Raw genomic sequence first — 21,305 nt, forward strand, 5'->3', positions numbered from 1 at the left:
TAATATTGCGTGTTTAACGTATCGATTTATCATCATTTTTAGTTGATGAATTTTTTATCCAATTGGGAATTTTTTAGTATGTCAGTTTCTCTTGAACGTATAGTGGTTGAACCTAAAGTGCCTGCTACGGCTGTGGTCATTTGGTTACATGGATTAGGGGATTCAGGCGCTGGATTTGCCCCCATTGTACCGGCTCTGGGTTTACCGGCCGATCATGCTATCCGCTTTATTTTCCCCCATGCACCAGAGCAAGCCGTGACCATCAATGGTGGCTATGTGATGCGCGCTTGGTACGATATTAAGAGCATGGATTTACACGACAGAGCCGATATGCAAGGCGTGCTAGAGTCGGAAAAAAGGATTGCCGCATTAATTAATGAGCAAATCGCAATGGGTATTGCGAGTCAGCGTATTGTTTTAGCGGGATTCAGTCAGGGTGGAGTAATGAGTTTATTTTGTGGACTACGTTTCCCTGAACCATTAGCGGGCATAATAGCATTATCTTGCTATTTACCGACAGGCGATGTGCTACCAGCTGAACTAAGCGCGGCCAATCGTGATACACCCATATTACAGCAACATGGTTTACAGGATGATGTCGTGCCATTATCTGCAGGGAACCTAGCGCATACCGCTTTAATTGCGGGCGGGTATAATGTTGTATGGCAAACCTATCCTATGCCGCATTCCGTGATCCCTGTGCAATTAAAAGAAATTTCTAACTGGTTACAACAGCAATTTAAAATGTAGGCATATCTAATAGCTGATAAAAGCAGCATGCGGTAAAGTTGTTTTTCCACATGCTTGTTTTGCTAGCGGGACAATTGTCTTTTTGTGGTTTTTTTGCTAAGCAACTAATAGTAAATAACTTTAATTAATCTTTGTTGTTTTTTTATTGCGTTACCAGAATTTATAAAAATTAAAAGTAAAGCTTATTTTCTGTATAAAACAAACCCGTCTAAAATAATGCATATAACCCCAATTTAATATCAAGTTTTTAATAAAATTGACACATTCTATCTTTATTATTTGTTATTATCCTTGACGCTGAACTTGATGGGGTTCAGTAAAAAAATCATATGATAAAATAATTAAAATATAAGGGTTGATCTAATGAGAAATATGCTTATTAAAGGGCTTGTTGCTACTGCTGTTTTAGCTGCACTGGCGGGTTGTAATAGTGATGATGACAATAGCGTTGCAACGACCTGTGCTGAAGCCGGTAGTGCCTGTACGACTTTTACGATTTTACACACTAACGATAACCATGGCCGTTTTTGGGAAAACAGTGATGGTGAGTACGGCATGGCGGCACGTAAAACGCTAATTGACAGTATTCGTACAGAAGTGAGTAAGAATGGCGGGCAAACTTTACTACTTTCTGGCGGTGATATTAACACCGGTGTACCTGAATCAGATTTACAAGACGCAATCCCTGATTTTACGGGTATGAATAAAATTGGTTACGATGCCATGGCAGTGGGTAACCATGAGTTCGATAATCCATTGTCTATTTTAGACATGCAGCGTCGTCTCGCTGAATTTCCTATGTTAGCAGCCAATATTTACCGTAAAAATGCTGATGGTACTCAAGGCGAGCGTTATTTTGAAGCCTATAAAGTATTTGATATGAATGGATTGAAAGTCGCGGTGATAGGTTTGACCACCGAAGACACGATTAAAATTGGTAATCCCGAGTATGTTAGCGATTTAATTTTTACTGATCCTAAAGTGGAAGTTGCTAAAGTCATTAAAGAAATTAAAGATGCCAAAGCGGCAGACATTATTTTTGCGACTACGCACATGGGTCACTATGCCGATGGACAAAATGGTAGTAATGCACCTGGTGATGTCGCTATGGCTCGCGCACTAAAAGAAGGCGATTTGCAAGTCGTTATCGGTGGTCACTCACAAAACCCAGTGTGTATGGAGCCAGATTCTGACAATAAAGCCTATGCCGCCTTTAAACCGGGTGATGATTGTGCACCAGATAAACAAAATGGGACTTGGATCATGCAAGCCCATGAATGGGGTAAGTATGTTGGCCGTGCAGATTTTGAATATTTTAACGGTGAACTACATTTAGCGAGCTACAAGCTTGTACCTGTTAACATGCGTAAACTGGATGATGCAGGTAAGAAGACTGCCGATTTAGCCGGTGCTAAAATTGAACCCGATGCTGAATTAAAAGAGCTGCTGTCTTACTATCAAGAAAAAGGTCAAGATAAGTTAGGCGAAGTGATCGCGACAACGGATGCCCTGTTAGATGGCGAACGTGCAAACGTGCGTAATAAGCAAACGAACTTAGGTCGTATGTTAGCTATGGCTCAAAGTGCTAAAGTGACGGCTGATTTTGGTGTGATGAACTCTGGTGGCGTTCGTGCTTCTATCCAACCAGGTAATATTAGTTATCGTGACGTGCTGACCGTTCAGCCATTCGGTAACATGGTGACTCTGAACGAAATGACTGGCACTGAAGTCGCAACTTATTTAGGTGCAGTAGCAAGTCTTGAAATTGGTTCAGGTGGTTATGCACAAATCACAGGCGTTAAAATGACTATCGACTGTGTGGCTAAAACAGCGACTATTAGCGATATTGGTGGTAAAGATTTTAGTCCTACAGCCACATATAAGTTTACTGTACCTAGCTTTAATGCTGCGGGCGGTGACGGTTATCCTAAGCTAGAAAGCCCAATTCAAACGGGTTATGTTGATGCTGACTTGTTGTATAGCTTCTTAAAAGAAAAACAAATGATTGTTGCCGCAGATTATAATTCAGTAGGCGATATCGTTTATGAAAACTCAAAAAATGTTGAGGGTTGCAAAATTTAACGAGTAATCACTTAATATCTTTTAAATAACAAGCCACTCAACCGAGTGGCTTTTTTTATAGTTATTTAATGCTGACGTAATTATCACATTAGCTTTGATACAAGCTGATTCGTATGTTTATTCATTTTAAAATAATGTAACAAAAGAAATAAACTGTATCTTACCAGGGCGTTGCATATTATATTATTGATTTTTGTTAACTGCATGATATTAAATATATATATCCTCATAACTTCCCATAGCATGTTTTTTATTACTGTATCAATTTGTTTATATACGCAGCTATTTGTTGTTTTCTTGTTGACTCTATTTTCATCCGTTAACATTATTGTTGCGGCGAAATTAAGTTCGTTGATCCAAATATAAAAATTAAAAAAATAGCCTTTTATAGGCATCAAGGAGTGATTGATGAGTTATTTAACCTTAACGGCTAAAGCCGTCCGCACTAGTTTAATTACCATAACTGCAAGTAGTTTAGTTTTTTCTGGATTAAGCTTTGCTGCTGAAGAAAGTGCAAAAGTTGAACGTATTGAAGTTACCGGTTCTCGTATCAAGCAAGTGGATATGGAAACTATTTCACCTGTTACTGTTATTAACGCAGCTGATATTGCTATGACGGGAGAAAAAACCGTCGCAGATGTTTTAAATAACTCTGCAATTAATAGTTTTGGTTCTTGGCGTGGTATTTCTGGGTATGGTTCGGGAGCGAGTTCGACCAGTGATGTTAACTTACGAGGTTTAGGATCTTCAGCAACATTGGTGTTACTTGATGGGCGTCGTATGCCAGGAACCAGCTCTAGCTCTGGCTCTGTAGCAGACACATCTTCAATTCCAATGGCTATTGTAGAACGCATTGAAATCCTAAGGGATGGCGCATCAGCTGTCTATGGTTCTGATGCCGTTGCGGGTGTGATTAACATTATCACCAAGAAAGAATTTCAAGGGATGCAGTTCGATTACAGTACTGAACAACCGAGTGTCGAAGGTGGGGATGCTAACCGTTTATCGATAGCAACGGGATATAATACAGACAAAGGCAATATTACCTTAACCTATGAATATTATGATACTAAAGCTGTAATGGATCGTGATATTTGGAGAGTTAACGATCCAAGTTATAACTCTTTGAGTGGCTTTAGCTCAGTGCCTAATGGTAAAGCGGCTTCGGGTTGGGTAAGTAATGCGGATTTGTGCCAACAAACCGAAAATACATCAATGGATGATGTAAGTGGGCGCTGTTTATATAACCCCGGCAATGTAACTAAATTATTTGGTGACCAAACTCGTAATTCTGTTTTATCTAATTTTAATTACGAAATTACAGAGGATATTAAATTTCGTGGTCGGGCATCTGCTTCATTAGCTGAAACGGAATCCCGTTACGCGGGAACACCAGTATCAACCAATTATCCTACTCTCAGCGCCGATAATCAATTTAATCCCATCGGTGAGGATATGACGCTCTATATGCGAGGTGCACAACTTGGCGAGCGTGATACATTAACTGAAACTAATAACTTTGATATTTTAGCTGGCTTTATGGGGCTCATTGATTTTGGTAACGGAATTGATTGGGAACTTAATGCTCAGGATGCAGCATCGACAACTAATAGTTTTAATTACAATTTGCTTAATGACGATATTATTCAGCAAGAAATCGATTCAGAGCAATATGATATTTTTAATACCTCTGGCATGAGTTATGAGCAGTGGAACCAACAGATGACAGATCTGTATCGTAAAGCGGCGCATACAGGGGTTTATCAAGGTAAATTTGAAAGTACGCAATTCGATGGTCTGGCTTCAACTTTGTTGATGGAGGAAGGGGACTTTTCGGTGGCTATGGTGGGTGGACTTGAATATGAAATGATCAAGTTTAAGCAAACCAGCGATCCAGAATCGGCTGCGGGCATTATCTCAGGTGGTTCAGGTGGTGATGACGTTGATGCCACGCGTGACCGTAGTGCGGCTTATTTAGAGTTCCAAGTCGGCTTGCCCGCTAATGTTGAGTTCTCTGCGGCAGTACGTTATGAGCGTTATGAGCAAGAAGGCGCATTAACTGGGCCTCAAGGCGCTGTGGTTAACTCATCAACTTTCGATGCAGTCGTACCTAAGTTTGGTTTGAGCTGGCGACCAGTGGACACTTTACTGTTGCGTGCGAGCTATGGTGACTCATTCCGCGCACCTAATATGAGCGAAATGTTCTCGTCTCAGTCTTTAAGTTTTGAGAAGAGTGTTGATTCTCTCTGGTGTAATCAATCTGGTAATGTGGATGCGATATATTGTAATACCAATAACCAACATAAAACTTGGTACGGCGGTAATCCAGATTTAGAAGCGGAAGAAGGTAATTCATTAACCTTGGGTGGCGTCTGGAACGTTAGTGATGCATGGAACTTAGAACTGTCTTATTACTCAATTACCTATGACAATAAGATTGAATCTATTGATGTCGATGATATCTTGCGCGATGAAATTAAGAATGGTTCATCTCCCTATGTTACCCGTGGCCCAGATGGCAAAATTGAATACATTGAAGCGGGAGTTCGCAACTTAGCGACAGTTGAAACCTCTGGTATTGATTTTGTGACGGCATACAACTTTGAGACCGGTTTTGGTGATTTCAATTTTAAACTGGACTTGACGCATGTGCTTGACTTTAAAAAGCAAGATAATGCCGATGCTGAAATGATTGATTATGCTGGTCTGACTGACACGCCAGACTGGCGCGGTAACTTTGCTACAAGCTGGAAATATGACGATTTCTCTGCCGCTTGGACAGTTGTATATATCGGTAGCCAATCAGCGGGTTATTATAATGAGTTAGAAGAAACCGACCGTTATGTCGATTACTCTAGCTACTTTAAACATAATATCCAACTGGCTTATAGTCATGCTTATAACGGTTCAATTACAGTAGGGGTTAATAATGTGTTTGATGCTGAAACTCCACATAGCTACAACTATGCCGATTATCGTGATGTGAACGTAGGTTTATATGATGTGTTAGGTCGTACTTATTACCTGAGACTTAACCAAAAGTTTTAAGTTATCCGCCTCCCTGGGTAACCCAAACCTCCGCTTGCGGAGGTTTTTTTTTACACAAAAATTCATATACTTTCTTCAGATTTAGCGATTAATTTGCAGTTTTAATGTGGTTGAGGCTTTAAAGCTTGGTTGATTGTAACCGTCAATTTCAATGGCTTCACCCGTTTGCGGATTACGGCCCGTTTTAGCTAAATGGTATCTAAGCTCAAAAGTGCCAAATTGTGGCAGGAAGATTTTTTCGCCTTCGCTCAAGGCTATGTGGATCTGTTGCAATATCTGCTCAACCACAGGTTTAATGCTCGTTTGCGAGGCGTTTAATTCGGCGGCAATACGTCGGATAAGTTGTACTTTGTTCATGCAAACCTCTGAAATCAGCTTAGGTTCAATCGTGGGCAAGTTATAACAAGCACATTGTCATATTGGAAGTTATAGCGAGCGCAGAGTGTGTGACTGGTGATTTATTGGCAGGTTTGTAATGCGTAAGATAATTAATGTCTGTAGTTTATCGTAAATATTGTTAGTTTCAGGTTTTTATTTTAGGCGTTATCGCTTAAACGCAAAGTGTACTGCGCTTAAGCGATAAGTGTTTAACCTACGAAAATAGGGTTTCTTCTAACGTGCGACCTTTAAGGAGCATTTTATACTGCCATTTATGCTGGTTGAAGAGACTAAATAGACGTATTTCAATATCGCTGCCCTGAGATTTATCGTCATCGGTGGCAAGCTGGATAATAAATACATTGATCTGTTTTGAGCTAATGTTCATCACTCCCGCCAGTTTCGCCACTTCCGCTTGCAGTAACTCACTATCACAGCTTTGCATGGTTAAGGTGAGGTAATCGCTACCGGTCGATGCATGCATAGACACGGCTTGGCTTAGCTGGCCCTTATCTAAATACAACACTTGATCGCATAGCTTTTCGAGCTCATCGAGATTATGGGAGCTGATCATAAAGGTAGTGGTGGACGATAAAGCTTTGACCAGTTCGCGGACTTTTTTTGCGTTAGCAGGGTCGAGTCCCGCTGTCGGCTCATCTAATAACACTAACTCGGGTGAGCCAATTAGCGCCTGTGCAATCGATACCCGTTTACTCATGCCGTGGCTGAGGCTCGGTGGTTTTTGTTCTGCAACATCGGCTAAATCAACTAAAGCCAATACGCGAATCGCTTCCTGTTTGGCTTGTTCTGCACTCATGCCTTGTAGTTGCGCAAAAAAACGGAGTTGGCTCACAATCGTCAGGTTAGGATCCAGTGCTGCATCTTGCGGTAGCGCGGCAATTTTACCCAGTAGCTTAGGGCTGTTAGGCGCTTCGCCGAGTATGGTTATGCTGCCAGCACTTGGGGATAAATAACCGCATAACAGACTAAATAGGGTGGTTTTACCCGCGCCATTTGGACCTACAAGCGCGATAGGCGCTCCAGCTTCTAGGCTAAAGTTAACATTATTCAGCGCTTTTTTACTGCCGTAAAGTTGCGACAGTGCTTGGCATTGGATCAGACTCATAGCGAGCTCCTTTGCATATAAATTCTGCCGAGCAAGAGGGCCGCAGCGGTTTGTAACAGTGGAATGGGGGCGTAGACTAAGCTGTAAAGGCCATTAGTATTGAGCATGTCCGACAGCTGAGCGCCGGGTAACACCCATTGTAGCTGTGCCAGTACGCTCGCTTGACTGCTTAATATCATGATAGCAATAGAAATCACCGTCCATAAAATAGTGGCAAACACCATTGCTTGGCGCGCCGTGCGCGCATATAAAGACAACAAGGTCATCACTGCCGTATAGGGCAAGATCACTATGATGAGGTTAAGGCCGACTAAAGCGCCAGAGGTTAATGCTGGTAACAACAGTTGAGTATCACGGCTGAGCGCGAGGGCGATTGTAGCGATAATTGTTAATAGGATCAGTAAGCTCTGGATTACAATTTGGCCAAGAAAACGGCCGAACAATAAGCTATCGCGACTCGTGCGTATGGTTAAAAATCGCAGTGTGCCGCGGGTTTTATCCGATGAGAACTGATCGGCAGCGATCAAAATGCTGAACATCGGGAACAAGTACAAAGCAAAACACCAAAATACGGCCATTTCGGCCACTGGCCACTTAAAGAGCACATTGAGGGTATTGATGCCAAATAAGCCATCAATGATATCTTTCACATTAGGCTGTAACAACATGGCCGATGCGCTTTGAATGGGATAAAGCAGTAATACGCCCCAGACTAAACCAAAGGCGATTAAGGCAATGATCCCTCGGGTGTTGAATAAAAACTTACGCAGTTCAAACATGGCGATGAGAAGCATGTTATTGAAACTACTCGGTGGATTATGGGTCATATGCTTTCTCTATTATTCTTGGCGCTAAAATTTAGGGAAGTTAAATATCTTCCCTTGGGTGGATACGCATCGATAGACATGCTCAGGTAGACAATGGCTCAGCCTATTAGTGCCATTCGACTTAGATGTAAATGGCACATGTTTTTACAATACTTAGCTCAACGAGGCGATTAATTCATCGAGTTTTTGTGTCAGCTCGGTGACTTGCCGCTCAAGCTCGGTCACCCTTTTTACTAACGCTGGCGGCTCAATATCGACAGGCTCATGGGCTAGAGTGCTGCTTGTCGTTACATGAAATGATGAGCTCGCACTTTCGAACTGCGCAGAAGCGACTGAGAACAATTCCACATAACGGGATTCGCGGCGGCCGGCTTCTCTGGGCAATTGTTTTAAGAAAGGTTTCTCACGATTCATCAATTGGCGGATGCAATCTTCTACTTCGACGACGTCTTTAAACTCGTGCAAACGATTGCTGCGGGTGCGTAATTCTCCGGGTGTTTGTGGGCCTCGTAATAACAGCAAACAGACAATGGCGAGCGCTGCGGGTGACAGTTGCAGTTCGCTGAATTCAGTATTGCAGAATCGATGCTTATATTTGACCACACGACTGCCAAATCCCGATTGTTCACTAAGCAAACGCTTTTTAGTGAGGGAATCGAGGGCGATTTGCACTTGGGTTTCGCTAAGTTCGAGTACCGGCTCGCGGCTGGTTTTTTGATTGCAGGCTAAGGTCAATGAGTTTAGCGAGAGTGGATATTGCTCAGGGGTGGTGATTTCTTTCTCAAGCAGGCATCCGATGACTCTGGCTTCGTGTAACGTGAGTTCCATATAAGCTCCAAAGAAAAAAGCATGGCTTTGTTTATAACAGAGCCATGCTTAATATCCTAGGAGTTGTCAGTCTAACTCTGCCTTAGTGGCGCTAAACTGTACAACTTTGATGCTAAGTGCTGAATAGAGTTAATTATTCTGCCGTTTCAGTTAAACGCAGACCGTCATTATCGATACTCAGTCGGCTACTTTTAAATAGACCGCCAATTGCTTTTTTGAAGGCTTTTTTACTCATGCCAAGCTGATCGTAAATGATTTCAGCATCGGTTTTATCGGTCAGGGGTAAAAAGCCGCCAGCTTGTTTGAGTTTAATTAAGATAATGTGGGCGTGTTTATCTAACTCTTCTTTACTGCCTTGTTGCAGCACGAGATCGATTTTTCCATCGTTGCGCACTTGTTTGATAAAGCCTTTAACTCTTTGGCCAAAACGCAGTTTTTGGAATACTTCATTTTCAAAAATCACGCCCCAATGGGCATTATTAATAATGGCTTTGTAGCCTAAGTCAGTGGTGCCGCCAATATATAAATCAACTTGCTGACCAACGGTATAGTCTGGTTCAGTTTTATCGAGGAATTTATCGATTTTTGATGAGGCCATGATGCGCTCATCAGCGCGGTTTGCGTGTACATAGACCAGATAAGAACGGCCTTCTTCGATAGGTTTGTGTTGCTCACCAAAGGGCAATAATAAGTCTTTATCTAATCCCCAGTCTAAAAAGGCGCCATAAGGACCAGTTGCGACGGCTTTTAAGTAAGCGAATTCGCCGACCTGAGCCAGTGGGCGCCGCGTGGTAGCAATCACGATATCTTCAGAATCTAGATACAGAAACACGTCAAGCAGATCACCGACTTGGCAGTCCTTAGGTGTGACTTTGTTTGGCAGCAGTACTTGCCCTAATTCGTGTGCGTTTAAATACACACCAAAGCTGACTTGTTTTACAACCTCAAGTTTGCAGGTTTTACCTATCTGTACCATGTATCTCTCTGTGCATAATGGAATGTGATTCGGCTGCGATTATATATGTTTTGCTGCTGAAACTGCAGCATTATTGTTTTTAGGTTTTATCTTCGCCTAATTAGGTGGTTAATCCGCGCAGATTTGACTTAAGTCCAGCGGGGATGTTGGGCGAGCTATAAACGCTTTATTACTCACTGCGGATTTACACACAAAATCTAGGGCTATTTGTAAGGGGGAATACTAGAAATTGTTACAAGTGCCATTAAAAAATATTGAACAGGCTTGTACTAGATCTATCTTTGTAAGTTACTGATAAGTAATGTAGTCATGGCGTGGTGCATCTAGAGTTTGTTGCGTGAGTGTTTATTATATTTTAATGTAAAAGATTAAATGAGATTGTTACTTGCATTCTAAGACATAGCGCGGTTTAATTGCGCCGTTCAGCGACATTGCTCGTTGCAGACTCGAAAAATATTACGTGAGTAATACGCTTTTATGGTTCAGTCGTCATTAACCATGTAGTTAACAAATATCAAATTACATGGGGTTAAGAGGGTTTTTATTAGCTAATGCACAAGCATCCATTTTTTACACTTTGCCTCAAAGTGTCACAATGCCAACACTCGATTGTTGTGCCATATGATGATACCGGCCTTAAGCATCTCACGTTGATCCGCATCAATTCTGGCCGCGAAGAAGCCAATAGTCCCCTGTTAAAATAATCTTGCCTAGAGATAAACTGGTTTAGCGTTTTCGCGAGTTCAGTGTTATCGGTTGTCGTTTTCTATTAGTGTTACCCGTTTCTGAAGGTCTTAACTTCTTGAGAACGTCTTTAAGCTGCTTGTTGGTTTGATGTTTTAAGATTATGGCTGAGGACTTTATTTGGCTTTTTGGCGCTATTTGTACTGTTTAGCCTTAGGGTCAATACATATGAAGCAAGTAAAGATAGCTTTACTGAAGCAAGGTAATTATTTTACCTTCAATAAGATACGATAAAATGCGCTGAGGTGAATTGTCTCTTGCGCGTTAATGAAAATCGCGGCAATGTCACTTACCATAACGTGACGTTGCGGCATTAAGGAGAAGGTGAAATCCACCTTCGTGTATGTCAGGTAAGGTGTCCCTTTGCCTGGGTTTGTCGAACGGGCGGTTGTGCTATAAAGCCATAACCGTTTAACCCATTTTTTACTAGACGGGCTAAATAATAATGAATGATTGGTCTATTGATGATGCTCGTGCTGGGTACAATGTTACTCACTGGAGCCAAGGTTTTTATGGGATTAGCGATCAAGGTGAAGTAACAGTATCACCGGATCCACAAAATCCTGATTACAAGATTGGCTTAAATGAGCTAGCCAAAGACATGGTTAAAGCGGGCGTCGCTTTACCTGTGCTAGTTCGTTTTCCGCAAATTCTGCACCACAGAGTGAACAGTTTGTGCCAAGCATTTGACCAAGCGATACAAAAATATGAGTATCAGGCGGACTATTTGCTGGTTTACCCAATTAAAGTAAACCAACAGCAAACCGTGGTAGAAGAGATCCTTGCGAGTCAGGCATCAAAAGAAGTACCACAACTGGGCTTAGAAGCGGGCAGTAAGCCTGAGCTGATGGCTGTGTTAGCCATGGCGCAAAAAGCCAGTTCAGTTATCGTTTGTAATGGTTACAAAGATAACGAATATATTCGCTTAGCACTGATTGGTGAAAAGCTGGGCCATAAGGTTTATATCGTTTTAGAAAAACTGTCTGAGCTGAAGATGGTGTTGGCTGAATCTAAGCGTTTGGGCGTAAAGCCGCGTTTAGGTCTGCGTGCGCGTTTGGCGTTTCAAGGCAAAGGTAAATGGCAGGCGAGCGGCGGCGAGAAGTCTAAGTTTGGTCTATCTGCTGCGCAAATTTTGCTGGTAGTTGAGCAACTTAAGCAAAATGACATGCTGGATTCGTTGCAGTTGTTACATTTCCACTTAGGTTCGCAAATTGCCAACATCCGCGATATTCGCCAAGGTGTGAGTGAAGCGGGTCGTTTTTACTGTGAATTACGTAAATTAGGTGCGAGCGTTAATTGCTTTGACGTCGGGGGTGGTTTAGCGGTGGATTACGATGGCACACGTAGCCAAAGTAATAATTCAATGAACTATGGCCTGACCGAATATGCTAACAATATTGTTAATGTATTGACTGACATCTGTAATGAATACGAGCAACCTATGCCACGTATTATTTCAGAATCTGGCCGTTACTTAACCGCGCACCACGCAGTGTTGATCACCGATGTTATCGGTACTGAAGCGTATCATCCTGAGAATATTCAAGCGCCAGCAGAAGAATCACCACAATTATTACATAATATGTGGCATTCATGGTCTGAGATCAGCGGCCGCGCTGACCAACGCGCGTTGATTGAGATTTACCACGATAGCCAAAGTGACTTACAAGAAGCGCATTCGTTATTCGCTTTAGGTCAATTAACTTTGGCTGAGCGTGCGTGGGCTGAGCAGGCTAACCTGCGGGTTTGCCATGAAGTGCAAGGGTTATTGAGTCCGAAAAACCGTTATCACAGACCGATTATTGATGAACTCAATGAAAAGTTAGCCGATAAGTTTTTTGTTAACTTCTCATTATTCCAGTCATTACCCGATGCTTGGGGTATTGATCAAGTGTTCCCTGTATTGCCGTTATCAGGTTTAGATAAAGCCCCTGAGCGCCGTGCTGTGATGCTTGATATTACCTGTGACTCTGACGGTATTGTTGATCAATACGTAGATGGTCAAGGGATTGAAACCACACTACCAGTGCCAGCGTGGAGCGCCGATAGTCCGTATCTTATTGGTTTCTTCCTTGTGGGTGCATACCAAGAAATTTTGGGTGATATGCATAACTTGTTTGGTGATACTAACTCAGCGGTTGTTCGTATCGAAGAGAACGGTGTCACTAACATTGAATCGGTATTGGAAGGTGACACGGTTGCCGACGTATTGCGTTACGTTAACTTAGATGCGGTGGCCTTTATGCGCACCTATGAAGAGTTAGTGAATCAGCATATTGCCGAAGATGAACGAGCACAAATTTTAGAAGAACTGCAATTGGGCCTCAAAGGCTACACTTACTTAGAAGATTTTTCTTAAGATTTAGTGTGTTAACATAAATCAGTCTAAGGTCACTTAGGCTGATTTTTGCTTTCTAGCTTATTAATATTTATCGCCCATGGAGCTGTTTTGCTTTAATGGCGAGAGATAACAAGGGTAAGCTCTCAATATCAACGGAGAATGGGGTTAAGGATTTGACGTTTTTTGAAGGCTCAGAAAAAAAACTGGAGATTATCGTGACGGCATCTACGCCGAATTTACGCGAACTCGATGTGAGTTTTTGGTCGGCCTTAGTCAACTGCGCCCATGCTGAAATACTGTCGCACATCAGTAACCCCAAGTGCGATGCCTATCTATTGAGTGAGTCTAGCTTGTTTGTGTGGCATGACCGGTTCCTTATACTTACCTGCGGTACTAGCACCTTAGTGGACGCCGCTTGTTATTTTATTGATGCGCTTGGTTCATCCTCAATGGCGCTGGTGAGTTACCAGCGCAAAAACGAATACCAGGCACATTTGCAAACCAGCAGTTTTACCGATGATGTCGGCAAGCTGCGGCAACGTATTGCAGGCAAGGCATGTCGAGTGGGGCATTTAGACAGTCATCATCATTATTTTTTCTGCTCTGATAGCGATTATCAAGCAACAAAAGATGACTGCACGAGTGAGCTATTGATGTACCACATTCGTGGCGAGCTTGCCGACTATCTTAATCGTGGTTCGCAGACTTGTGATGAGTTATGCGCTGCATTTGGATTTAAGCATTTATTCCCTGAATTTGAGATAGATGCGCATCTATTTACTCCGTCAGGCTTTTCGATGAATGGCTTGTGGGGAAAATATTATGTTACTTTGCATGTTACGCCACAAAGTGACAAGACTTGTGCAAGCTCTTACGTGAGCTTTGAAACCAATCTTGATTTAGCACGGTATTCTCAGAGTTTGTTGGGGCGATTATTAACGCTGTTTTCCCCCGTGAGTTGGGACATTATCCGTTTTAATACCAACGATTCAACGCAGGGGTTTCCTGCCCATGTACGCTTAGGGCATGGTTCATTAACGACCGAGCAAGGTTATCATATCGGTTTTAGTCACTATCAGCAGTTGCAAACTGAAGTGCTGATCCCTGAACTCATGTAATTTTTTGGCGTTTTATTTTGGGAGTGTGTATGACCACGATTGCTGATAAACCAGATTATTCATTGTATTCCAATGCGTTTGGTTATTTACGCCAACCGCTTAACTTCAAACCACTAGAAAGTGATGCTAACGTTGTTGTGATTGGTTTGCCATTTGATATGGCAACCACAGGACGTTCTGGAGGCCGTATGGGCCCAGATGCAATCCGCCGTGCATCGGTTAACTTAGCCTGGGAAGACACGCGTTGGCCTTGGGATTTTAGCCTAAGCAAAAGTATTAACATTGTTGATGCGGGCGACTTAGTCTTTAACTGTGGTGATGCTGAAGATTTTACCCAGCGTTTAGAAGCCTTTGCTACTCAAGTACTCGATGCCGGCAAAACCCTGTTAAGTTTTGGTGGCGATCACTTTGTGACGCTGCCTTTGCTGCGTGCCCACTATAAAAAATACGGCAAAATGGCACTATTGCATTTCGATGCACATACCGACACTTATAGCCAAGGTAGCAAGTACGATCACGGCACTATGTTCTACCATGCACCCCGTGAAGGGCTTATCGACCCTGCGCATTCTGTGCAAGTGGGTATTCGCACTGAGTACAACCGTGAAACCCATGGTTATCAGGTCATCGATGCCGCCACCGCTAACGACATAACCGCCGATGATATCGTTTCACAAATTCGTGCTCGTGTAGGTGATATGCCGTTATATGTAACCTTCGATATCGATTGTTTGGACCCAGCATTCGCACCTGGTACTGGCACGCCTGTCTGTGGCGGTTTAACTAGCGATAAAGCGATGAAAATCATCCGGGGTTTACGCGGTATGAACATTGTGGGTATGGATGTGGTGGAAGTCGCGCCCGCTTATGATTCTGCCGACATTACTGCATTAGCCGGCGCAACACTGGGCCTTGAAATGCTACATGTGTGGGCCGTTGGCAAAGGCTTAGTTAAAAAGTAACTAAGTTGAACGGTTACCATTAATCGCAGTTATGGACATTTATCAATAAGTCGATGTTCGCGTTCAAGTTAATGATAAAAGCCAAGGCGTATGTCTTGGCTTTTTTCTTAGCATTTTTATGGATTATTGATGCCGAGAAAGGCTAAGCTTTTCTATTATGCATGATAAACTCATGCCATTGATGCGATGACCTTTGGGTGTAATTAAGGTTATTGTCATGATTGGACTGCCCGTTTACTTAAGGAAACCCGATGACAGATCTGAGTGATATCCGCCGCGAGTATGCTAAAGGCGGCTTAAGACGTGCCGATTTACCGCAAAATCCGATGGATTTATTTGAATTGTGGATGACACAGGCAAGGGATGCAGAGCTTAGCGATCCAACCGCCATGTGCGTAGCGACGGTTGATGAGCAAGGGCAACCCTTTCAACGGATTGTACTACTTAAGCGTTTTGATGATACTGGCTTTGTGTTTTTTACTAACTTAGGTAGCCGCAAAGCCCAGCAGATCGCCGCGAACAATAAAATCAGTTTGCATTTTCCTTGGCATCCTTTAGAGCGTCAGGTATCAGTATTGGGTGAAGCGCAGGCGCTTTCGACCGCCGAAGTGCTTAAATACTTTTTAACTCGCCCCAAGGATAGTCAAATTGCCGCTTGGGTGTCGCAGCAGTCAAGTAAACTGAGCGCCAGACAAGTGCTTGAGGGGAAGTTTTTCGAAATGAAGGCCAAGTTCGCCAAAGGCGATGTGCCTTTACCCAGTTTTTGGGGGGGCTATTTAGTGCGTCCTTCAAGTATCGAATTTTGGCAGGGCGGGGAGCATCGGCTGCATGATCGTTTTATTTACACCCGTCATCAAGCTGAGTGGGATATTGACCGTCTAGCACCATAATTCGTTTAACGCCATAGTTTAGGTTAAACCAAATGTGATACTCCACTGTCAGTCAGCATTAACGTATTGAGTAAATAACATTGAGCGATTATAAAATTTGGGTCGATGCCGACGCTTGTCCCAATCCCATTAAAGAAATGCTGTTTCGGGCGGCTGAGCGCAAAGCCTTACCGCTAGTGCTGGTGGCCAATCAAATGATCCGTATACCGCCATCGCCCTATATCAGCCAAATTCGCGTGGGGGCGGGTTTTGATGTGGCGGATCAATATATTGTTGATCATGTTGAACCAACGCATTTAGTGATTACCGCAGACATTCCTTTGGCGGCGTTGATCATTGAAAAGGGGGCGTTGGCACTCAATCCTCGCGGCGAGCTCTATACGGTCGATAATATAAAACAAAAACTGACGATGCGGGATTTTATGGAAGACTTGCGGGGTTCCGGCGTGCATACCGGTGGTCCGGATACCTTTTCTCAAGCGGATAAACAGGCTTTTGCCAATAGTTTAGATAAATGGCTAGTGCGAATATGAATCATAGTTTACTGGTCGCTAATGGATAAAAAGAGTATCTTTAGCGACAGTTAGGTGGTGTGGATCACATTTGACTGAGTAGTATTGTTATCCGCTACGCTTGTCGATTTACTTTACTGCATGACTTTTAAACTCACTTTTAGAGGACTGAGACGATGAAAAAATGGATAGGAATAGTGGCTTTATCTGCTATGGCCAGCTTTAGCTGCTTTGCTCAATGGCAAGTGGTCGAACAGGATTCGCGAGTCAGTTTTGTTTCGGTAAAGAAAGGTGATATTGCTGAAGTCCATCACTTTAAACAACTCAAAGGCCAGCTTAAAGATAATGGGCAATTTGAGTTAACAATTCCGCTAATCGGTGTCGCAACGGGCATTGATATTCGCGACGAGCGGATGCAGAGCTTGTTATTTGAAGTCTCTTTATATCCTGAGCTCAAGTTGTCGTCGCAAGTTGATAATAAGTTGATCAAGGAACTGAGCGTTGGCGAAAGTAAAATAGCGGATATTGAGGGCAAAATTTCACTGCATGGTAAAACTCAAACTAAGACTTTTTCAGTGTTAATCACTAAAATTACGGATAATAAACTGCAAGTCAGCAGTTTTCAGCCTGTAATAGTTAACGCTAATGAGTTTGATCTTGTTGCTGGAGTGGATAAATTGCGTGAAATTGCGGGTTTATCGAGTATTAGCCAAGCCGTACCTGTGTCATTTGTACTAACCTTGACTCAGTAACTTTCACAATATTGGCGTAGATCACGATGTTGACCCGTTAATATGAGATAGAGTTAGCAATAAGTGTCAGTGGTGGATCGATAAGAAGCCGAATTATCGGCTTCTTTGATATTGATAAATATGGTAATAATAGCATACTGCTATATTCTAAGTTAATGAGTTTTAAGGGTTAAGAATGGTTACAGATAAAGATGGTTATATACATTTGATCCAGTATTTAACTGAACATCTAGGCTTATTTGAAACGCCGAGTTCACAGGTCATTTCCGATGATACTGTGATGGAGTTGTTTGAAGAGCAATTATCGGCGCAGATTATTATGGTGTGCGGTCAAAATCCGTCATTATCATTCGCACAGCGTAATATCATTATCCGTGAAGTTGATGCCATCGTTTACGATCTAGAAGAAATCTTAGCTTTAGTGGCTAATTACAAGGCAACGCCAGCACAGACCTTATTTATAACCGAGTTTTCCAGTTTGATTAAAAATTTGTTCGATCAAGAAATCGCTAAATTACAAGTCACCGCCTAGTTTTGACAATGCGTTAGTGATGATGAGTTTCAATATATTTATTCATCTTGCATTACCGCTGTGAGTCTTAAAAACCGTTACCACTCTAGCCTTTTTTCGCATTTATATTATTGCTTGAGCATCTTTGTTTTAATGGCGTTAACTATTTTTAGACGCAAAGATTGCTAATTGCTAAGGAGTCCTCAATGCTAACAGTCTCTTTGGGTTATGCTGATGACATATTAGTTGTTGTGGCATCGGGTCGTGTTAGCCGCGAGGATGTTGAAAGCTATCTTATTCCCGCCATTGAAACCAAGTTGCAAGACCATGCCTGTATTCGACTGTGGTATGAGTTTTCGTCAGAATTTGAGGGCATATCTGTTGGAGCCTTATGGGATGATGCAGTTTTAGGTTTATTCCATTTAAGTGATTTTTCAAGGGTAGTGATGCTAGTCGATGACGCCAGAATGAGCACTATGGTCAATACGCTCGCCTGCATGTTACCGTGTTCCGTAAAAGTATTTACCAGCAATGAGCATATACAAGCAAAAGCATGGTTAGACCAATCACCTCTTAGTTCTTGCAGTCCCCTTGGTTGATTATGACGTCATAACGAATAAAGGACAGGGCACATAAATGGTGTGCCCTGTCCTTTATGTTATTGTAGTGTGGACTTTTAAAACGCTCTAGCCTAATACCGATCGTATTAAATATCTGTTCATTCAGCGGGAGTTCAACGCGCTTTAGACAAGGCGAAGGCTTGAAGGCATAGTGGTGCTCTGTCTAAAGCCTTGAACGCAGTATAAAGCGCGTTGAAACCTGCCCTTCGGGAGCCACACAGGCATCCCACTCCGGTGTTGCATTGACTTAAAAGGGAATAACCATTTCTGCGTCAATGCGCCTTGGATTGAGATGCCTGTGAGGCTCTGAACTGATTAGATATTTAATGTGATTGGTATAAATGGTTATGTTCGCTAAGATAACGCGATTGGTTTCCCCGTTCAGCAAGCAGAGTGTTATTATTTGTACAGAGAAGGTTTCGTAGAACCACTTACAATCGGTACGATAAACAGCAGCCAAGCGACCAAAAAACCACTGAAGACTACGACCATCCATTCGGCCATTGTTACGCCCATAAAGCCCCACTGAGTATCAGTACACATCCCCGTAGGAAGCATTATCGAAGGAAACCATTCATGTAGTGGCATCCAAGCTGGAAACTCAGGTAAAAATGAGCACGTTGAGAAAGGGGATGGATTAGTTTGCATATCCACAAGCGATAAGGCTAATTTGAGTCCCCATGTTGCACTCACCGCCCAGAGTAACGCTGCTAAAAGGCGAATAATGCGATATTTTGGCGCTGTCATACCGATAAGGCCTGCGACCAACAGACCAATAACGGCCAACCTTTGATAAATACACATGACGCAAGGGTCGAGTTTCATTACATGCTGAAAATACAATGCGGTTAGCTCTAATCCAAGGGCTGTGCCACCAAGAAGAAACCAAGACGAACGAGAATGGGCAAAGCGCGTCAGTACAGTCAAAATGGAACTCCGTATTAGCAAAAACGCCCTCAAAGATGGGGGCGTTTTTTAGACTCTACTTATTAAATAAAGTTCAGTCAATCAACAAAATTAGTGGCTACTCATAGACCCCAGTACTTCTTGGGTACTGTGATGCATAATTAGTTGTGAATCATAAAAATATTGAGTGGCTTGTTCAAGAAAACCGGTTTCGATTGCCATCACTCCGACGAGGGAGAGAACAATAGTGTAGGGTAATGCCATCCATACCATTCTTCCGTAAGATAAACGGATAAGTGGCGCCAGAGCAGAGGTTAACAAGAATAAAAATGCCGCCTGGCCATTCGGTGTTGCTACTGAAGGCAAGTTGGTTCCTGTATTAATCGCTACTGCTAGTAAGTCAAATTGATCACGGCTAATTTGACCACTGATCAATGCCGCTTTGACCTCGTTGATATACACAGTACCGACAAAGACGTTATCGCTCACCATAGACAAAAGACCGTTAGCGATATAGAAAATCACTAACTGGGTATTGCCTTGATAGCTCAGCGCCCACTGGATCACGGGGGCAAATAAATGTTGGTCAATAATAACCCCAACCACGGCAAAGAATACGGCTAATAAGGCGGTAAAAGGTAATGCTTCTTCGAAGGCTTTACCGAGTGCATGTTCATCGGTTACGCCGTTAAAAGCGGTGGTTAAAATAATCACAGAAAGACCAATTAAGCCAACTGAGGCTAAATGTAAGGCCAAGCCTGCAATTAACCATATACCCACTAAAGCTTGTACGATCAACTTCATATTGTCTTTATTGGTGCGGCGTGAATCCTCATGTGCAGCGTAATCGCATAGGATTTTATGTACGGCATCAGGAAGCTTCGCGCCATAACCAAAGATATGGAATTTTTCGACTAAGAAACAGGTCAAAATACCAGCCAGTAATACAGGAACAGTTACGGGAGACATGCGAATGGCGAATTCGCCGAACTGCCAATTTGCTTGAGCGGCAATAATTAAGTTTTGTGGCTCACCAACCATAGTACATACGCCGCCAAGTGCAGTACCCACGCCCGCATGCATTAGCAGATTACGCAAAAATCCACGGAAAGCATCAAGTTCTTGTTCGTTTAACTGATCGTCACCGTTTGCGTTCTTACCTTCAGAGGTATGATCGTGATCGGCACTAAAATCTTTACCTGAGGCCACTTTATGATAAATAGAATAAAAACCAACTCCAACAGCAATAATCACGGCAATAACGGTGAGTGCGTCTAAGAAGGCGGATAGAAATGCTGAGGCTAAGCAAAACATCAATGACACTAAAATTTTAGAACGTACTTTAGTAATAATTTTTGTGAAGCCAAATAACAATAACTGCTTCATAAAATAAATACCGGCCACCATAAAGACCAGTAACAATAATACTTCTAAGTTTGCTTCTATTTCGTGCAGCACTTGACTTGCCGAAGTCATACCGATTGCGACGGCTTCAATTGCTAATAAACCACCAGGCTGCAATGGATAACATTTTAATGCCATGGCTAGGGTAAAAATAAATTCAAGTACCAACACCCAACCAGCGACAAAGGGGTCTACATAGAAAAAGAGTATTGGGTTAATAATTAAAAATGACAGTATCGCTATCTTGTACCATTTAGGAGAATTTCCTAAGAAGTTTCCAATAAACGCCTGACTCATTGTCACGGGCATGGCCGCCATCCTTCTCATGATGTTAAAAATTGCACTAATGGGTATTAATAGCTTAATTAATACCTGTGTTTGTGAAAGCAGTCTAGCCTAAAGAGAAAGCTAATGTAACGATATACTATTGATCACATTTCAAAAAGCGGAGCTACTCGGCAAAATGATTAATTCTAGCTTGATATTGGTTGTTTTTTTGAACAGTTATGTGACATTTACACTGTGGTCAG

18 protein-coding genes are annotated in these 21,305 nt (G+C 42.5%); 11 read left to right on the forward strand and 7 right to left on the reverse strand.

The annotated features are described in order from the left end of the window. The first annotated feature begins 78 nt into the window (after positions 1-78). From L2717_RS00175 to L2717_RS00185, 3 genes are all read left to right on the forward strand, one after another. Positions 79-750, forward strand: a complete 672-nt coding sequence (locus tag L2717_RS00175; protein WP_248937934.1) for an alpha/beta hydrolase — start codon at positions 79-81, stop codon at positions 748-750. A 363-nt stretch (positions 751-1,113) separates the two neighbouring features. Then, positions 1,114-2,832, forward strand: coding sequence for a bifunctional UDP-sugar hydrolase/5'-nucleotidase UshA (gene ushA, locus L2717_RS00180; protein ID WP_248937935.1), 1,719 nt, complete (start codon positions 1,114-1,116; stop codon positions 2,830-2,832). A gap of 408 nt (positions 2,833-3,240) precedes the next feature. Further along, positions 3,241-5,880: a TonB-dependent receptor gene (locus L2717_RS00185; RefSeq protein ID WP_248937936.1), complete on the forward strand. Its 2,640-nt coding sequence runs from the start codon at positions 3,241-3,243 to the stop codon at positions 5,878-5,880. Positions 5,881-5,961: 81 nt separating this feature from the next. Here L2717_RS00185 and L2717_RS00190 read toward each other — a convergent pair whose 3' ends face one another. The 5 genes from L2717_RS00190 to L2717_RS00210 form a co-directional block, all read right to left on the reverse strand. Beyond that, positions 5,962-6,237 (reverse strand): HU family DNA-binding protein, encoded by a 276-nt coding sequence (locus L2717_RS00190; protein ID WP_248937937.1) that lies wholly within the window; start codon positions 6,235-6,237, stop codon positions 5,962-5,964. A 235-nt stretch (positions 6,238-6,472) separates the two neighbouring features. Then, positions 6,473-7,384, reverse strand: a complete 912-nt coding sequence (locus tag L2717_RS00195; RefSeq protein ID WP_220773820.1) for an ABC transporter ATP-binding protein — start codon at positions 7,382-7,384, stop codon at positions 6,473-6,475. After that, positions 7,381-8,211, reverse strand: a complete 831-nt coding sequence (locus tag L2717_RS00200) for an ABC transporter permease subunit (protein ID WP_220773821.1) — start codon at positions 8,209-8,211, stop codon at positions 7,381-7,383. The genes L2717_RS00195 and L2717_RS00200 overlap by 4 nt, the downstream gene beginning before the upstream one ends. Positions 8,212-8,364: 153 nt before the next feature. Continuing rightward, positions 8,365-9,039, reverse strand: coding sequence for a YceH family protein (locus L2717_RS00205; RefSeq protein WP_220773822.1), 675 nt, complete (start codon positions 9,037-9,039; stop codon positions 8,365-8,367). 133 nt (positions 9,040-9,172) lie between these two features. Then, positions 9,173-10,015: a CvfB family protein gene (locus tag L2717_RS00210; RefSeq protein WP_220773823.1), complete on the reverse strand. Its 843-nt coding sequence runs from the start codon at positions 10,013-10,015 to the stop codon at positions 9,173-9,175. Positions 10,016-11,204: 1,189 nt separating this feature from the next. Between L2717_RS00210 and speA the strand changes: the two genes are divergently transcribed. The 8 genes from speA to L2717_RS00250 all read left to right on the forward strand — a co-directional run bounded on the left by speA (position 11,205) and on the right by L2717_RS00250 (position 18,444). After that, positions 11,205-13,118, forward strand: coding sequence for a biosynthetic arginine decarboxylase (gene speA, locus L2717_RS00215; protein ID WP_220773824.1), 1,914 nt, complete (start codon positions 11,205-11,207; stop codon positions 13,116-13,118). A gap of 128 nt (positions 13,119-13,246) precedes the next feature. Next, entirely contained in the window at positions 13,247-14,218 is a 972-nt protein-coding gene (locus L2717_RS00220) for an S-adenosylmethionine decarboxylase proenzyme (RefSeq protein ID WP_246611767.1), read from the forward strand. 29 nt (positions 14,219-14,247) lie between these two features. After that, positions 14,248-15,180: an agmatinase gene (speB, locus tag L2717_RS00225; RefSeq protein WP_220773826.1), complete on the forward strand. Its 933-nt coding sequence runs from the start codon at positions 14,248-14,250 to the stop codon at positions 15,178-15,180. 251 nt (positions 15,181-15,431) lie between these two features. Continuing rightward, positions 15,432-16,070, forward strand: coding sequence for a pyridoxamine 5'-phosphate oxidase (gene pdxH, locus L2717_RS00230; RefSeq protein ID WP_220773827.1), 639 nt, complete (start codon positions 15,432-15,434; stop codon positions 16,068-16,070). An 80-nt stretch (positions 16,071-16,150) separates the two neighbouring features. Next, complete coding sequence (locus tag L2717_RS00235) at positions 16,151-16,603, forward strand: YaiI/YqxD family protein (protein WP_220773828.1); 453 nt, start codon at positions 16,151-16,153, stop codon at positions 16,601-16,603. Positions 16,604-16,758: 155 nt separating this feature from the next. Beyond that, a complete protein-coding gene (locus L2717_RS00240; RefSeq protein ID WP_220773829.1) occupies positions 16,759-17,334 on the forward strand; it encodes a YceI family protein in 576 nt (191 codons plus the stop codon). A gap of 175 nt (positions 17,335-17,509) precedes the next feature. After that, the gene (locus L2717_RS00245; RefSeq protein WP_220773830.1) at positions 17,510-17,866 is read left to right on the forward strand and encodes a DUF3802 family protein; all 357 of its coding nucleotides are present in this window, start codon (positions 17,510-17,512) and stop codon (positions 17,864-17,866) included. 185 nt (positions 17,867-18,051) lie between these two features. Then, entirely contained in the window at positions 18,052-18,444 is a 393-nt protein-coding gene (locus L2717_RS00250; protein ID WP_220773831.1) for a SpoIIAA family protein, read from the forward strand. Positions 18,445-18,864: 420 nt separating this feature from the next. On the opposite strand, the gene dsbB is transcribed toward L2717_RS00250, so the two are convergent. Next, on the reverse strand, positions 18,865-19,392 hold the full coding sequence (dsbB, locus tag L2717_RS00255) for a disulfide bond formation protein DsbB (protein ID WP_220773832.1): 528 nt from the start codon (positions 19,390-19,392) through the stop codon (positions 18,865-18,867). Positions 19,393-19,482: 90 nt separating this feature from the next. Next, complete coding sequence (gene nhaB / locus L2717_RS00260; RefSeq protein WP_248937938.1) at positions 19,483-21,084, reverse strand: sodium/proton antiporter NhaB; 1,602 nt, start codon at positions 21,082-21,084, stop codon at positions 19,483-19,485. Positions 21,085-21,305: the final 221 nt, after the last annotated feature.

It is taken from the genome of Shewanella glacialipiscicola (assembly GCF_023283485.1).
Lineage (GTDB): Bacteria > Pseudomonadota > Gammaproteobacteria > Enterobacterales > Shewanellaceae > Shewanella > Shewanella glacialipiscicola.

Bases quoted from the DNA above. Each gene is read 5' to 3' on its own strand.
- L2717_RS00205 (WP_220773822.1), bottom strand. From the start codon at position 9,039: ATGGAACTCACGTTACACGAAGCCAGAGTCATCGGATGCCTGCTTGAG.
- pdxH (WP_220773827.1), top strand. From the start codon at position 15,432: ATGACAGATCTGAGTGATATCCGCCGCGAGTATGCTAAAGGCGGCTTA.
- speA (WP_220773824.1), top strand. From the start codon at position 11,205: ATGAATGATTGGTCTATTGATGATGCTCGTGCTGGGTACAATGTTACT.
- L2717_RS00175 (WP_248937934.1), top strand. From the start codon at position 79: ATGTCAGTTTCTCTTGAACGTATAGTGGTTGAACCTAAAGTGCCTGCT.
- L2717_RS00200 (WP_220773821.1), bottom strand. From the start codon at position 8,211: ATGACCCATAATCCACCGAGTAGTTTCAATAACATGCTTCTCATCGCC.
- L2717_RS00190 (WP_248937937.1), bottom strand. From the start codon at position 6,237: ATGAACAAAGTACAACTTATCCGACGTATTGCCGCCGAATTAAACGCC.
- L2717_RS00185 (WP_248937936.1), top strand. From the start codon at position 3,241: ATGAGTTATTTAACCTTAACGGCTAAAGCCGTCCGCACTAGTTTAATT.
- L2717_RS00245 (WP_220773830.1), top strand. From the start codon at position 17,510: ATGGTTACAGATAAAGATGGTTATATACATTTGATCCAGTATTTAACT.
- ushA (WP_248937935.1), top strand. From the start codon at position 1,114: ATGAGAAATATGCTTATTAAAGGGCTTGTTGCTACTGCTGTTTTAGCT.
- speB (WP_220773826.1), top strand. From the start codon at position 14,248: ATGACCACGATTGCTGATAAACCAGATTATTCATTGTATTCCAATGCG.
- L2717_RS00210 (WP_220773823.1), bottom strand. From the start codon at position 10,015: ATGGTACAGATAGGTAAAACCTGCAAACTTGAGGTTGTAAAACAAGTC.
- L2717_RS00195 (WP_220773820.1), bottom strand. From the start codon at position 7,384: ATGAGTCTGATCCAATGCCAAGCACTGTCGCAACTTTACGGCAGTAAA.
- L2717_RS00240 (WP_220773829.1), top strand. From the start codon at position 16,759: ATGAAAAAATGGATAGGAATAGTGGCTTTATCTGCTATGGCCAGCTTT.
- nhaB (WP_248937938.1), bottom strand. From the start codon at position 21,084: ATGCCCGTGACAATGAGTCAGGCGTTTATTGGAAACTTCTTAGGAAAT.
- L2717_RS00250 (WP_220773831.1), top strand. From the start codon at position 18,052: ATGCTAACAGTCTCTTTGGGTTATGCTGATGACATATTAGTTGTTGTG.